13 protein-coding genes are annotated in these 15,161 nt (G+C 30.5%); 8 read left to right on the plus strand and 5 right to left on the minus strand.

The window, feature by feature from the left end; translation table 11 throughout:
• Positions 1–207 precede the first annotated feature (207 nt).
• The 5 genes from FHK87_RS02435 (at position 208) to FHK87_RS02455 (ending at position 4,024) form a co-directional block, all read left to right on the plus strand.
• Positions 208–756 (plus strand): RNA polymerase sigma factor, encoded by a 549-nt coding sequence (locus FHK87_RS02435; RefSeq protein ID WP_140589345.1) that lies wholly within the window; start codon positions 208–210, stop codon positions 754–756.
• On the plus strand, positions 753–1,316 hold the full coding sequence (locus FHK87_RS02440; protein ID WP_140589348.1) for a hypothetical protein: 564 nt from the start codon (positions 753–755) through the stop codon (positions 1,314–1,316). Before FHK87_RS02435 ends, FHK87_RS02440 begins: the two co-directional genes overlap by 4 nt.
• A complete protein-coding gene (locus tag FHK87_RS02445; protein WP_140589350.1) occupies positions 1,297–2,385 on the plus strand; it encodes a hypothetical protein in 1,089 nt (362 codons plus the stop codon). The genes FHK87_RS02440 and FHK87_RS02445 overlap by 20 nt, the downstream gene beginning before the upstream one ends.
• Positions 2,386–2,410: 25 nt before the next feature.
• The gene (locus FHK87_RS02450; protein ID WP_140589352.1) at positions 2,411–3,136 is read left to right on the plus strand and encodes a head GIN domain-containing protein; all 726 of its coding nucleotides are present in this window, start codon (positions 2,411–2,413) and stop codon (positions 3,134–3,136) included.
• Positions 3,137–3,286: 150 nt separating this feature from the next.
• A complete protein-coding gene (locus FHK87_RS02455) occupies positions 3,287–4,024 on the plus strand; it encodes a tyrosine-protein phosphatase (RefSeq protein ID WP_140589354.1) in 738 nt (245 codons plus the stop codon).
• Here FHK87_RS02455 and FHK87_RS02460 read toward each other — a convergent pair.
• From FHK87_RS02460 to FHK87_RS02475, 4 genes are all read right to left on the minus strand, one after another.
• The gene (locus tag FHK87_RS02460; RefSeq protein WP_140589356.1) at positions 4,021–6,375 is read right to left on the minus strand and encodes a GumC family protein; all 2,355 of its coding nucleotides are present in this window, start codon (positions 6,373–6,375) and stop codon (positions 4,021–4,023) included. The two genes, FHK87_RS02455 and FHK87_RS02460, sit on opposite strands and share 4 nt — an antisense overlap.
• Positions 6,376–6,383: 8 nt before the next feature.
• On the minus strand, positions 6,384–7,172 hold the full coding sequence (locus FHK87_RS02465; RefSeq protein ID WP_140589358.1) for a polysaccharide biosynthesis/export family protein: 789 nt from the start codon (positions 7,170–7,172) through the stop codon (positions 6,384–6,386).
• 95 nt (positions 7,173–7,267) lie between these two features.
• Positions 7,268–9,196, minus strand: a complete 1,929-nt coding sequence (locus FHK87_RS02470) for a polysaccharide biosynthesis protein (protein WP_140589360.1) — start codon at positions 9,194–9,196, stop codon at positions 7,268–7,270.
• Complete coding sequence (locus FHK87_RS02475; protein ID WP_140589362.1) at positions 9,193–10,326, minus strand: DegT/DnrJ/EryC1/StrS family aminotransferase; 1,134 nt, start codon at positions 10,324–10,326, stop codon at positions 9,193–9,195. Before FHK87_RS02475 ends, FHK87_RS02470 begins: the two co-directional genes overlap by 4 nt.
• An 874-nt stretch (positions 10,327–11,200) precedes the next feature.
• On the opposite strand from FHK87_RS02475, the gene FHK87_RS02480 reads away from it, so the two are divergent.
• Positions 11,201–12,478 carry an MBOAT family O-acyltransferase gene (locus FHK87_RS02480; RefSeq protein ID WP_317133533.1) on the plus strand — a complete coding sequence of 426 codons (1,278 nt, stop codon included), beginning with the start codon at positions 11,201–11,203 and terminating at the stop codon, positions 12,476–12,478.
• Positions 12,479–12,517: 39 nt separating this feature from the next.
• Positions 12,518–13,486 (plus strand): hypothetical protein, encoded by a 969-nt coding sequence (locus FHK87_RS02485; RefSeq protein WP_140589367.1) that lies wholly within the window; start codon positions 12,518–12,520, stop codon positions 13,484–13,486.
• Between the two features lie 16 nt (positions 13,487–13,502).
• Here FHK87_RS02485 and FHK87_RS02490 read toward each other — a convergent pair whose 3' ends face one another.
• On the minus strand, positions 13,503–14,417 hold the full coding sequence (locus tag FHK87_RS02490; RefSeq protein WP_140589369.1) for a GNAT family N-acetyltransferase: 915 nt from the start codon (positions 14,415–14,417) through the stop codon (positions 13,503–13,505).
• A gap of 141 nt (positions 14,418–14,558) precedes the next feature.
• Here FHK87_RS02490 and FHK87_RS02495 point away from each other — a divergent pair, with 141 nt between their 5' ends.
• Entirely contained in the window at positions 14,559–15,104 is a 546-nt protein-coding gene (locus FHK87_RS02495; protein WP_140589371.1) for a pyridoxamine 5'-phosphate oxidase family protein, read from the plus strand.
• Positions 15,105–15,161 lie beyond the last annotated feature (57 nt).

Consider the following 15,161-nt stretch of genomic DNA (forward strand, 5'->3'; position numbering starts at 1 on the left):
AAGTCATTTTGTCATTTTTGACAAAATGATATTTTTTTAAATAATTATTTTTATTATTCGAAAGCCTTATTTTATCTAGGGAAATAGAAGACTCTTATTAAAAATTCTATCTACTATTTCCAATTGTTATGCCATAAGCATTAAAAAAAAATAAAAAACTGTAACAAAAAGAAAATGTGTACATCTTTTATATAAAATCAATCATTTTTGTCACTAACACAACTAAATACTGATCAACTAATATCAAAATGTCGCGAGCATGATCAAAATGCGCAGCTCGAAGCTTATAATCGTTATAACAAAGCGATGTATAACACGGCATTACGAATAATTAAAGACACTGCAGAAGCTGAAGACATAATGCAAGAGTCTTTTTTAACAGCATTTACAAAATTATCAATGTTAGAAGATAATAATTTGTTTGGTGCTTGGCTAAAAAAAATTGTTATAAATGCAAGTTTGACTGCATCACGTAAGAAAAATATGCATCGGGAAGTTTCTCTGGAAACAATAGAATACTCAATAACTGATGATAATGGTATTGCAACTGAGGATTTTGGCGATACAAAAGTTCAGAATGTGTTAAATACAATAGCACAATTAAAAAACAGTTACAGTACTGCACTATCATTGCATTTTATTGAAGGGTATGATTATGAAGAAATTTGCCAAATCATGGATATATCTTATGCTAATTGTCGTACACTCATCTCCCGTGCTAAGGAGAGCTTGCGAAAAAAAATAAAAATGGTATGAAAAATGACGAAATAGAAAAAATGTTTGAACGGCTTGAGGGTACTTATGATATCTACGAACCTTCTGCTGATCACAAGAATAAGTTTTTGGATAAACTACAGCAACAGCATAAAGTTATTCCTTTACATCCTAAAAAGAAGAAAAATAAATTTAAATATTTGGCTATAGCAGCTTCTTTTACTTTGATTATTGGTATCAGTGCTTTTACATTTTTAATGACACCGGCAGAAACAATTGATTTGGCAAATGTATCGCCACAAATGGAAGAAACGCAGAGCTTCTTTACTTCAGCTATCGAGGCTCAGTTAGAAGAAATTAATACTATTTCTTCTCCCGAAACCAAAGAACTTGTATCTGATGCCATGAATCAATTACAAAAACTTGAAACAGATTATGAGGCTTTAAAAAAAGATTTGTATGAAAGTGGAAATGATAAACGCGTTATAAGTGCAATGATCAAAAATTTTCAGAAAAGAGCAAATTTACTTGAAGAAGTCCTCCAAAAAATCAACGAAATTAACAAACTTAAATTATTAGAAAATGAAAATATTATATTATAAAATACTATTACTTTTCTTTATTCCTGCCATCACATTGGCAAACGGAGAGATCAAAGGAAAATATACCAAAGAAAAAAGCTTAAAAAAAGAATTCTCTGTAAGTCCTGATGCGCTTCTCAAAATTAGGAATGACTATGGTAATCTAGACATTACTTCATGGAACGAGAATAAAATATCTATGGTAATTAGTATCAAAGTAAGCGGAAATAATGAAGAAAGAGTAATCAAAAAACTGAAATCTATCGATGTAGAATTCGATGCATCATCAAAATTAGTTAGTGCTAAAACTATTTTTAATAAAGATGGTGGTTCCTGGTGGGATAAAATTACCAGCGGGTGGAATAACAACCTGAACATGAAAATAAATTATACTGTTAAAGTTCCTGTGACAAATAGTGTAGAACTTGATAATGATTACGGCAGTATTACTTTAGACAAACTTGAAGGAAATTCAAAAATCAATTGTGACTATGGTCAAATTATACTCGGCGAATTATTAGGTAGCAATAATTATATTAATATTGATTACACAAATAATAGTACAATTTCTTACATCAAAAATGGTAAGATAGATGCGGATTATTCTGATTTTGAAGTTGGAAAAGCAGAAACAATTAATCTCTCTGCAGATTATACAGAATCAAAGTTTAAATCCGTAAAAAATCTTGAATTCAATTGTGATTATGGTGGTGTACGTATAGAAAACGGAGGCAGAATCATTGGTGAATCTGATTACTTAACAACCAAAATAGGTAGTATCGCTGAAGAACTAAAAATTAATTCTGATTATGGTTCTATAACTGTAGGTGCAATAAAACCTTCTTTCAAAAGTGCTGTTATAGATATAGATTATACTAGTGTATCTTTAAAATATGATGATGGGACAGCATTTGATTTTAGGATAAAAGCCTCATATGGTGGGATTAAACTTGATGACGATCTGACCGTTCGAAAAAAATATGTAAAAAACTCTCAAAAAGAATATGAAGGCCATAGCATAGAACCAAACAGTGGAAAAAACATAGTTATTGATGCTAGTTACGGAAGTGTCAAACTATTCAAAAACTAATTATTTCGCATAAAATCATATCAAAATGAAAAAAATAATATTTACAATCAGCTTAACAATTTTCAGTGTAGCATTTCTACAAGCACAATGGGGTACAAAAATAAGAGGAAATGGAGAAGTTGTTTCTAAAGAACGAACTACACAAGAGTATGATGAAATCAAAGTAAAAGGAAACCTTGATGTTTCTCTTGTTGCTGGTAAAGAAGGAAAGATCAAAATTGAAGGTGAAAGTAATCTTATCGATTATATCATTACAAAAGTTGAAGGAGATGAGCTTAAAATATATGTAAAAAGAGGATACTATTTAAAACCATCAAACAATACAAAATTTTTGATTATTGTACCTTTTACAGATATAACACAAGTAACTTTATCAGGATCAGGAGATATCACGGGCAATGCTCCTATCAATGCACAAGAGTTCAAAACAGGACTTTCTGGCTCGGGTGATATTAGATTAACCATTAACGCAGAAACAGTATATGCACAAATCTCTGGTAGTGGAGATTTAGATCTAAAAGGAGAATCAAATAAGTTTACATGTAGCTTATCCGGTTCTGGCGATATTGAAGCTTATGACTTAAAAGCTAAATATGCAAAAGCAACTATATCTGGATCAGGTGATATTCAGTTGACTGCTACATCAGAAATAAAAGCTTTTATCTCTGGATCGGGTGATATAAGCTATAAAGGAAACCCTGAAAAAGAAGACAAAAAAGTGTCTGGTTCAGGAGATATTTCAAAAGGATAGTATTAAAAAATGATATCTTATAGGCTGTTTAGTGGGATTAATCTCACTAAACAGCTTTTTTTATATACAATAAAAACTTATATTTTTGTAAATCGAACGATTATAATGTGATATTGAGCCCCCTTAAGGTCACCAAAAAACCTAGAAATATTGTTATTTTTTTCAAAAAGAAATGTTCCTTTTAAGGAAATTATACCTGATGGTTATATAGATATACATTCTCACCTTATTCCTGGTATTGATGATGGTGTAAAAACAGTCTATCAATCTGCATACATTTTAGAACAATTTGAAAAGCTTGGTATTAAGAAGGTAATTACAACACCTCATGTTATAAAAGATGTATGGCCTAATTCTTCTTTAACTATAACTAATGGTCTAAAAGAGTTAAAAAACGTACTCAAGCCTTTAGAAATCAACAAAATTAATATCCAGGCAAGTGCTGAATATATGTTGGATACTTTGTTTTTTGAAAGAGTTATAAACAAAGATATTTTACCCTTGCATAAAAACTTTATCCTTGTAGAAATGTCTACATTTAGCCCACCTATTAACCTTAATGAAATGCTTTTTGAAATCAAGTTAGCTGGCTATACACCTATATTAGCTCATCCGGAACGATATTCTTATTATCAAAATGATATTAAAAAATTTGAAGAGCTAAAAAACTCCGGATTTCGTTTTCAATTAAATCTATTGTCGTTATCCGGATATTATGGTGATAAAGTAAAGACTTTAGCTAAAAAGCTATTAGATTTAGGCTATATAGATTTTACAGGCTCTGACATCCATAATTATCATCAACTAGAAGTGCTTAAGAAGGGTATCGAACATAAAACTGCTAAAAAGGTAGCATTGATCATGCAAAACAATATAGCTTTTGCTTAGCTTTTTTTACCATATCCATAACCGTATCCGTATCCACTACCACTTTTTGTATCAGAAGCATTAAGTAATACTGCAATATTTGGTAAGCGCTTTTCTCGATAGAAATTTTCCGGTACTTGTAATATTGTTTTTTCTGTATAATTTTCTCGCACTATGTATATACACAAATCTGCATATTTGGATAATAAAAGAGTATCAGTTACAAGACTCACAGGAGCCGTATCAACAACAATATAGTCATACTTTGTCTTCAAAAATTCAAAAAGCTCTTCTACTCGTTCTTGCATCAGAAGCTCTGCGGGATTTGGAGGAATCGATCCTGAAGGAATAATATCAAACGGATCTTCTCCTTTATCGGTATAAATAATATCTTCTGGTTCGAGATCTCTATTCATAATAAAGTTGGTAAGTCCTTTGGTATCTATCCCGTTGGATAATTCAAAAAACTTATGGAATTTAGGATCTCTTAAATCTGTTCCAAGATATGCCACTTTTTTACCAGAGATAGATAATGTCTTGGCTAAATTTGAAGATATAAATGTTTTTCCTTCACCTGCAATAGTAGAAGTAACAAAAACAACTCTCGATTCATCTTTTTTCATTCCTGCCATTAGAAAATCCAGATTGGTTCTCAAAATTCTGAATGCTTCTGCAACACCAGATCTTTCAGTTTGGGATACAACAATCTTATTTTTCACTTTTACCTTAGGAATAACTCCTATAATTGGCATTGTAAGTGCTTTCTCAAGGTCTTCTCTAGAATTTATTTTTAGGTTTAATAAATCAGAAGTATAAATAATCATAAATGGGATTATAAAACCTAGAAAAAAGGCGCCTGCAAAAATCACTCTTCTATTAGGAGAAACAGGATATGAACCTAATGTCGATGCTTTATCTATAACTCTAGTATTTGAAAGTGTAATATGGCTTGTTATTTCTGCTTCTTCTCTTTTTTGCAATAAATAAAGATACAATTGTTCTTTTATCGTTTGCTCTCTTTCAATTTCTCTTAAATCTTTTTGTCGTATTGGAGCGCTATATAGTTTTCCGCTAAAATACTGATCCTGAGTTCTTAAACTCTTTAATCTAATTCTAATAGAACTTTTCAAACTATTAAGGCTACCTATAAGTACTTGCCTTAAACCATCAATTTGTTGATCGATATTTACAACTACCGGGTTTTGAGTACTCGATGTTTTCAGTAATCGTTGTCTTTGTAGAATTAAAGTATTATATCTTGTGACTGTAGTTGTTATATTTGAATCATCAAATCCTAAATTTGCAGGCACAAGATCATATTTACCATCTTGGCTCAATACGAACCTTCGCATTGATTCAATAAGGTTTATTTGAGTATTCAGTTGAGCTGTCTCTTGTACGTTTCTAGAATCTAAATCAGAAAATTGCTGTGCCTGAGTTGCTACATCACTAGCCAATCCAAACTTTGATTTATATCCGGCGGCTTCGTCATCTACATCAGATAAATCACTAGAAATCAAATTAAGCCTTTCATTAATAAAATCTGCTGTTCTCGCTGAAGTTTGCTTTTTACTTTCTATGGTAAATTTGTTGTATTCTTCAACCAAACTATTAATTATATCTTTTGCTTTTTCTTTTACCGGATCGTTAAGTGATATTCTAACAATAGAAGAACTCTTTGAAGCTGAGATACCTAATCGATTTCTATAATTTTCTGCTACAAATTTGACAGGAGTTACCGTAATTTTAATAATTTTCCCAATGTTGGCATCAATATCTTCAACATTTGGAGTGATGACAATATCACCTAAATTACTACTAACTGTTTTTCCAAAAGAATGTGTCTCTAATACTTCTTTTTTACTGTTTAAGAAAGAAAAAGACGTCTCTGAATCTATTTTGACATGAAAAGTATTTGATTTTGTATGTACAATCGAATCATCTGCAAGAAAATTGATCTCAATTAATGATTTTGGATAATTTTCTACCTCCAAAATTCTACCTTCACTAAAATATCTAACATTGAGCTTTAACTTATTGACTACATTAGTCAAAAGAGTTCTCGATTTAAGAATTTGAATTTCGTTTTCTATTTTGCTCTGTGTGTCATCTAATAATCCTAAATCTTTGAAAGCAGAAAGTTCTGATTCACTAATATTATCATCTTGAGAGATCATAATTGTAGATGAGACATTATACTGTGGTATTGTGTATCGAACCTTTAGGTAAGCTAACGACATAAATACTATAATGCTTAGAGCAAACCAGTACCATTTTTTAAGATATCTAACTAATAACTCTCTAAGATTAAAACTAAACTTAGATGAACTATCAAATACGTTTTCTGTTGTAGGTGTAGAATTTGTAACCATCTCAATATCTATCTTAGTAGTAGAGAGGTCACAGAAAACGCAACTCCTACCAGACTAAGTATAATTCCTAAAGCATTACTATTTGTTTTTGAAGTTCTCACCTGAGATTCATTTGGTTCTATATACAAAACATCATTTTGTGCAAGATAATAAACTGGAGAATCAAAAATAGATTTTGACGTTAAATCTAGACGATGATATGTATTTACTCCCTCATTTTCTCTAATAACCATTACATTTTTTCGTTTTCCTTTTATCGTCATGTCTCCTGCTAATCCAAGAGCTTCTATAATTGTAATTCTTTCATTGGGGATTGTATAAGCACCTGGGGATCTTACTTCTCCTAAAACTGTTATCTTAAAGTTTTTAAGTCTTACACTTACTATAGGATCATTAATATAGACTTTTAATTTTTCTTTAAGCATTTCTTTTACTTGAATCCTATTAAGTCCTTCTATTTTAAGTTGTCCCAATACCGGAAAATCAATATTACCTTCTTCATCTATTAAATAGGTCGGCTCTACGCCACCAGAATTAGTATTTCCTCCACCACCTTCTGCTCCAATAGCACTTAATGAACTTCCTTGCATTAAATTAAAAGGTCTTGCAGCATCCATATCACTTGCAGAAACTAATATACTAACAATATCATCTACCTTAAAAACGGGTGTAAAAGAATTTGATGATTCAATTTTCTCTAAGTTTTCAGAATTTTGAAAGTAAACTACATCTCCAGGTGCTTTACAGGAAAATACTAAAACATACATTAAGAGCAATAGCAAAAATTTACATCGCATAATTTTAAATTTTGAAAACAAAGTGTTGCAATAACCACAAAAATATAATTTTATTTAATCAAGCAACTAAATTTTATCAATAATACTTTAACTTTTTAAACTAGTACTTTTTCTATTTCTTTCTCATTTTTCATATTGATTTTATCAATACTTTCAAAAGTTGAATTATTTGAAATAAATTCTGGTACTATTTCTTTTAATTTCCCAACGATTTGATGATCTTGATTCAAAAGGTTCATGATACAAAGATCGTCTATTTTGTCTCTTACCAATGAACAATCACTATCATCAAATTTACTTATCATTATTTTTTTGTGATATGTAGGTAATGTATTTTCTGTATCAGCGAGGAGTTCTTCATATAATTTCTCTCCTGGTCTTAATCCTGTTATTTCTATATCTATATCATTTGGATAACTCAATCCAGAAAGACGTATCATTTTTTTGGCAAGATCAAAAATCTTAACTGATTCACCCATATCAAAAATGAAGATTTCTCCTCCATTCCCCATTGTTCCGGCCTCGATAACTAATTGAGAAGCTTCTGGAATAGTCATAAAAAAACGTGTTACATCTTTATGAGTGACAGTCAATGGTCCACCTTTTTGAATTTGCTTTTTGAAAAGAGGAATTACAGAACCATTAGAACCTAATACATTTCCGAAACGAGTAGTGATGTATTTTGTTTTACTAGTTCCTTGTAAACACTTGATATACATCTCAGCAACTCTTTTGGTTGCTCCCATTACGTTTGTAGGGTTAACAGCTTTATCTGTTGAAACAAATACAAATTTATCAACCCCGAACTCTGAAGATAAATCTGCTAATTTTCGAGTACCAAGAACATTAATTTTGATAGCCTCGCTAGGGTTTGCTTCCATTAGTGGCACATGCTTATATGCCGCAGCATGAAAAACCATATTAGGCCTGTACTTATCAAAAATAGTTTCGATACGCTGATGATCTCTTATATCTGCAACTATGGGTGTAAAATTAGTAATCCCTTTACTTAACAATTCTTGTTGTAAATCATATAGTGGGGATTCTGCCTGATCGATTAAAACCAAGTGTTTGTAACTATAATAAGAAGCTTGTCTTACAATCTCACTACCTATCGATCCGGCAGCACCTGTAATCATAATTATTTTATCATGGAGCTCTCTCTTTATATTTTGATTTTCCATATTAATTGGAGCTCTCTCCAGTAAATCTTCTATCTGTATCTCCTTTATTTGTGACACATTTAATTTACCATCGATCCAATCGTTTACAGCAGGGATGATTTTTACCTTTACAGGAAGCTTAAGTAAATTATCTGAAATCTCTGATAATCTTTTCTTATCAATATGTGGTATTGAAACTACAATTTCGTTCACATTATTTCTATCAATAAATTTTTGTGATATAGCATTAGAACTATACACTTTAATACCATTGATTGTTTTTCCTATTTTTTGTGGGTTATCATCAATAAAACCAACAACGGTCAAAGAACGAGTAGAATCATTTGTTATCGCTGCTTGTGTTATCAATCCAGAGTCTCCTGCTCCATAAATTAAAATTCTAGATACTTCACCGATTTTAGACTTAACATAGTAATAACAGTATTTGAATATCAAACGGCTTGTTGTTAACACTATGATATTAAGCATGTAATGAATACATATAATAGATACAGGAATATTCATTTGCTCATAAACCAGTAAAGACCTACTCAACATCATCAGAAAAGATGTTAACGCTATTAAGACTGTTACTGATATGAATAAATTATAAGCATCTCTAATCCCCGTATGGCGTACCACTCCTTTATAAGAACCAATAAGTAAAAAACTCAGTGTAGATAAAACAGCCATAATTGGTAGTTGATAGAACATATGGGTTGTATCAAAATCCAATGTTATCCCAAACCTTATGACATAAGCCAAAAAGAAGTTAAAAATTACAATAAACACATCGATGGCCAATACTAACCATTTTGACGCATGTTTATGTGAATTGTTTAAAAGGTAGTTTTTTATCATCCCAAGACATTTTTAATTACTGATACTGTTCTAAATAAATCATCTTTTTCAAGATTTGATCCACTAGGCAGGCAAAGCCCCCTATTAAATAAGTCGTCAGAAATTCCATTGAGGTAAGCAGTACAATCTGCAAACACAGGTTGTTGATGCATGGGTTTCCATAACGGTCTTGATTCTATATTATCATTTGCTAGTGCTGATCGTATTTCTTCTCTTAGTTCATAAGAACTTGTTTCTATACATGTTAACCATCTATTACTATGGTAGCCTGCTGGTTCTTCTAAAAACTTTATATCTGCATATTTGCTTAATTGGCTTTTATAGAAATCGTAATTACCACGTCTATTAGAAACATGTTGATCCAAAACTTCCATTTGGCCTCTACCAATACCAGCAGTAATGTTGCTCATCCTATAATTATAACCAATTTCAGAATGTTCATAATGTGCTGCATTATCTCGGGCTTGTGTTGCTAAAAAAATAGCTTTTTGTTTATCTTCTTTCTTTTTCGAAATTAATGCTCCACCACCTGATGTAGTTATAATTTTATTTCCGTTAAAAGATAAAATCGCTATATCTCCAAAAGTTCCACATTTAACCCCTTGAAAAGTGCTTCCAAGAGCTTCTGCGCTATCTTCTAATATGGGGATTCTATATTGTAATGCTATTGCATGGATTGCATCGACATCATATGGCATACCATACAAATGAACTGCAATTATAGCTTTTGGTTTTTTACCTTTAGAAATACGATCTTTAATTGCTATCTCTAATTGCTCCGGGCAGATATTCCAGGTTTTGGCTTCGCTATCAATAAAAACAGGTTTGGCGCCAAGATAAGTAATTGGATTTGCAGATGCTGCAAATGTCATACTTTGGCATAATACTTCATCTCCGTTGGTTACTCCTAATAATTTTAATCCTAAATGTAGTGCTGCAGTACCTGAACTTAAAGCAGCAACATGAACATTATTTTGAAGATAAGTTTGGATATCATTTTCAAAACCATCAACATTAGGACCAAGAGGTGCTACCCAATTAGTATCAAAAGCTTCTTGCACATAATATTGTTCCTTTCCACCCATATGCGGAGAAGAAAGCCATATTCGTTTTGCATCAATTATATTCATTTTCTATAATTAAATAGTGAACAATAACTCATACCACAACTAAAAGTGTAATAAAAACACTTCCAATCGAAGATATTAATGACAATCTAAAAAACGCAGGAAGAAGGGGGTTTAACTTCCAATTACTGAATTAAATTATTATAATTTTTCCAGTGCTAAAATAACTTAGTTAAATCAATTTTTGATTAAAAAATTCAGTTTTTAGACAGAATACCCAAAAAGACGTCAAAAAACTAAAATCAGTCTCAAAAAGCTATATTTAAAAATACTATTGTAAGATTTTTTTTATTTTATTAACCAATTAATACTAGTATTAATACACAAAATAACATTTTTAATCTTTAACAATAATTAAAATACTCTTAATTTAACATAATTAAATCATAAATTAAATTTGTTTTTAGAGGATATTCTTAAAAATTCAAAATAAATTCATTCCTAAAAATATCCTGTACAAGGATACTATATATAAATCGTTTTGAGCGAGGTCAATAACTATTTAACAAAGGGGTATTTTCCCCTTTTTTGCAAGGTGTTTGTCCTAAAAACAATTCCTTTTATCAAATAATTAAAAATAATGTCATAAATATTTGATTAATAAAATTAATTACATAAAATTTACGGTCATTTTATTAGGTTTCACATCACCTTACAAAAGTGTGATTTCCTCAACAATTTTTATAATCGATATTAATAAGAGATGTTATTTAACTCTTTAGATTTTTTTATTTTTCTTCCAGTTGTTTTTATACTATACTGGTATATTTTTCGTAAGAAAATACAATTACAGAATCTTTTTATACTTGTCGCCAGTTATTTATTTTATGGACTTTGGGATTGGCGATTTTTATTTCTAATTATAGCAAGTACTCTTGTGGATTTTTTTGTTGGACAAGCAATTCATAAAAGTACAAATCACAAAACCAGAAAAGGATGGCTATGGGTTAGCGTCTTATTTAATATAGGTCTTCTGGGATTTTTTAAATATTATAATTTTTTTATTAATTCCTGGATAGATTTCACTTCGCTTTTGGGATATGAGCAACAGAGTAGTTGGACTTTACAAATTATATTACCTGTTGGTATTTCATTCTATACTTTTCAAACTATGTCATACTCATTAGACATTTATTACAAAAGATTAGTGCCTACAAAAAATTTAATCTCTTTTGCTACATTTGTAAGCTTTTTTCCTCAGCTAGTAGCGGGGCCGATTGAAAGAGCTTCTAACTTATTATCACAAATAACCGCAAAGAGAAAATTTAATTACATTCAATGTAAAGAAGGATTAAAATTAATCCTTTGGGGATTATTCAAAAAAGTTGTGATCGCAGATGCTATAGCTCCTATTGTCGATGACATTTTTGCAAATTATAGCGAATATCCGGCTTCTACTCTTATTTTAGGGGTATCGTTATTCAGTTTTCAAGTTTATGGAGACTTTAGTGGATACTCTGATATAGCTATAGGAACTGCTAAACTATTTGGTATTGAGCTAATGTCAAATTTCAAATTTCCTAATTTTTCGAGAAATGTTGCAGAGTATTGGCAAAGATGGCATGTATCTCTCTCTACTTGGTTTAGACATTATGTTTACATTCCTTTGGGTGGAAGCAGAGTTAGCAAACTTAAATCAGTAAGAAATATTATCATCATATTTTTGGTTAGTGGTTTTTGGCATGGCGCTAATTGGACGTTTATTGTTTGGGGAGCCATCCATGCAATATTATACATCCCTGTATTTTTGATGGGTAGAAATAGAATATATATGAATACTGTTGTAGCAGAAAACAAATGGTTTCCTTCGGGGATAGAAATTTTGCAGATATTCAGTACTTTTCTTCTTGTGACTTTTTCAAGAGTTTTTTTTAGATCGCAGTCTATAACAGATGCTTTTGAGTTTTTGAAACAGATATTTACTAATTTTAGCTTTGAAAGTTACGAACATCCTTTAGGGTACCGAATGATCGATTACTTTATTTTACTTGGATTATTTGTGCTCTATGAATATCGTATTAGAAAAGATGAACGAGCACCTTTCAAATTTAAATCAAGAATTGTAAGGTTTATTGCATATACATTAGTGATTTTAGGAATGTTGTTATTTTATGACGATCATATAGATCGATCTTTTATTTATTTCCAATTTTAAAGGCGTAAAGTGACGAATACAATATAATTGTAATATAAAATGAAAAGACTCTTTTTAAAAAGCGGTTTATATATTTTTTTAATCCTTATTTCTTTAGAAATATTGGTACGTATTTTTCATTTAGGTAAGGACACTCCTACCCGATTTCTTGATGAACATGAAGTAGAAAAATGGTTACCAAATCAAAATGGTTTTTCTGTAACCGGAAATCGAAGACAAAATTTTTCAGAATATCATATCAATAGCTCAGGTTATAATTCTTATCGTGAATTTAAACCTACAAAAGACAAAATAGAAATAGCGCTTGTTGGGGATTCTTTTATAGAAGGTTTTCATCAGGATTACTACAATTCTATAGGTAAAAAGATTGAAAATGAGTTTTCTGATATTGAAGTCTATGAATATGGATATGCAGGATATGATTTTGCTGATCAATTACACTTGGTGCACTCATATAAAGATAAATTTGATTTGATTGACCATGTCGTATTAGGGATTAAATTTTCTAATGATCTCACTCGTTATCAATATCAAGTCGTTTCTGGTCGTTTGGCTCTGGAATCACCTTTAAACAGGCTCCTGAAGAAAAGTAAATTATTAGTTTACTCTAAAAGTATTGGTATCCTAGACCCTCCACAAAGGCTAGTCTATAGATTAAAAACTATGCTAAGACCTATTAAACCCACAAAAAAAATTAGTGAACAAGAGATATTGAGACTTAAAAAAGAAAAGGAAAAAAAATATCTTAATAATTTTGAAAAGCTAATTAACACCTACGGTTTTGATAAAAAACGCTTTTCTTTATTATTAGACTCTAGAATAACAAGTCCATTATTTTTATCTTATTTAGAAAAAAATCAATTCAATTATATTGATTTTGCTCCTCTTTTTGAAGCTTCGAAAAAGTCTACAACTTTAATCTATGATAGACATTGGAATAATAATGGCAGAGAGCTTATTGCAAAGACGATAAGTGAGCACCTTAAGCAGAAGATGTCAAAAAAATAGTACGAATTAATAAATATTATTCTATAATCTCATCACTCCATGCTACAGACAATATTTTCCATTCTTCATTTTCTTTTATGAACTGAATGGTTTTCATGCCTTTTGATTCAAAATGAGTGCCATTCAATTTCCCGGATTTTTGATAAAAACTAAATCTATGGGCTATCGTATTAAATACTTCAGTTTTGTGATAAATTTCTCCTTCACTAAAATCTAGTAATGCACCATCGCTAAGGATTTTTTTTCTTGATGAAATAAAATCTTTTAAGTCTAAAACTTCAGAAGTATCGTATGTATTATTTGTTAGCCTCCCATTTGAGACAAATAACTCTTGTAAAGCATCTACATTAGGCTTTTTTACTTTTATATTGGCAAAAACAGCATAAAAATTAGCTGTTATGTCATTGATTTTTTTTCTATCATTGGTATATAATGCTGGAGCAAAGACCAAAACGCTATCATCATCAGACAATTTTAATGTTTTTTCAAAGTGAAGGCCAAGCTTATTCAATAATTGTATAGAAGCTATATTATTTGGATCTGTTATTGCAATAACTTTATCAATATTCAGACTATTTTTGGCATAATTAAGCGTAGCACTTGCAATTTCAAATCCATAACCTTTTTTTGAATAATCAGGAAGCATTGCAAAGCCTATATCTATATGATCAAGAGTATTTCTGTTAACTAATCCGCACATTCCAATGGCAATGTTAGTATTTTTTAATTGTACTAACCACAATCCAAAACCATTATCTCGATAACTTGTGATAGGACCTTCTTTTAGATATTTTTCTGCATCATTTAGCGTTTTCACTCCTTTATCTCCTATATATTTTAACCATTGGGGAGTATTTACTAATTCTAAAATAAAGTCTGCATCATCAATGGTAAACTCACGAAGTAATAATCTTTCTGTTTCTAATATCATATAATTGTACGTACGATTTCAACATTAATTTAAAAAACATCTAGTTTTTAAAGGTACAATAAATCTAAAGTCAAAAATTATTCTTTTAATTTTTAAAATATTTATATTACTTATCTAAAAACAATATCGTTCAAAGTACGTATGGCAAAATTATTAAAAGAACTCACTTCTGAGCTACAGGAATTTATACAACAACAAAAAGTGTTTTTTGTCGGAACAGCAGCTAACGAAGGTAGAGTTAATATCTCTCCAAAAGGTATGGATACATTAAGAGTTACAGATTCTAATACTGTAATATGGCTTAATCTTACCGGAAGTGGAAATGAAACTGCCGCTCATCTGCTCAAAAACAATCGAATGACTATTATGTTTTGTTCTTTTGAAGGAAAACCTCTCATCCTGAGACTTTATGGTAATGCAAAAACCTTTCATCCCAGTGAGCAAAAATATCAGGAATACATTAGTTTATTCCCAGAGACACCCGGTTCACGCCAAATTATAGAAATGCATGTTGATCTCGTACAAACATCATGTGGTTATGCTGTGCCATTTATGGATTTTAAAGAAGAAAGAACACAATTGAATACATGGGCACAAAAACAGGGAGAAGAACGTCTAGATAAATATCGCAAAGAAAAAAATGTATCAAGTATTGATGGTTTCGAAACAGGACTACCCAATGAATAACAATTTAAAGACACAAATATTAAATTTTCTTTAAAGAATCTATTTTGCTTGTTTTGA

The sequence above is a fragment of the Aquimarina algicola genome (genome assembly GCF_006443095.1).
Classification (GTDB): Bacteria; Bacteroidota; Bacteroidia; order Flavobacteriales; family Flavobacteriaceae; genus Aquimarina; species Aquimarina algicola.

Excerpts from the sequence above, each read along its gene's own strand:
- FHK87_RS02440 (WP_140589348.1), top strand. The coding sequence starts at position 753 with ATGAAAAATGACGAAATAGAAAAAATGTTTGAACGGCTTGAGGGTACT.
- FHK87_RS02445 (WP_140589350.1), top strand. The coding sequence starts at position 1,297 with ATGAAAATATTATATTATAAAATACTATTACTTTTCTTTATTCCTGCC.
- FHK87_RS02450 (WP_140589352.1), top strand. The coding sequence starts at position 2,411 with ATGAAAAAAATAATATTTACAATCAGCTTAACAATTTTCAGTGTAGCA.
- FHK87_RS02460 (WP_140589356.1), bottom strand. The coding sequence starts at position 6,375 with ATGGTTACAAATTCTACACCTACAACAGAAAACGTATTTGATAGTTCA.
- FHK87_RS02465 (WP_140589358.1), bottom strand. The coding sequence starts at position 7,172 with ATGCGATGTAAATTTTTGCTATTGCTCTTAATGTATGTTTTAGTATTT.
- FHK87_RS02470 (WP_140589360.1), bottom strand. The coding sequence starts at position 9,196 with ATGATAAAAAACTACCTTTTAAACAATTCACATAAACATGCGTCAAAA.
- FHK87_RS02475 (WP_140589362.1), bottom strand. The coding sequence starts at position 10,326 with ATGAATATAATTGATGCAAAACGAATATGGCTTTCTTCTCCGCATATG.
- FHK87_RS02485 (WP_140589367.1), top strand. The coding sequence starts at position 12,518 with ATGAAAAGACTCTTTTTAAAAAGCGGTTTATATATTTTTTTAATCCTT.
- FHK87_RS02490 (WP_140589369.1), bottom strand. The coding sequence starts at position 14,417 with ATGATATTAGAAACAGAAAGATTATTACTTCGTGAGTTTACCATTGAT.
- FHK87_RS02495 (WP_140589371.1), top strand. The coding sequence starts at position 14,559 with ATGGCAAAATTATTAAAAGAACTCACTTCTGAGCTACAGGAATTTATA.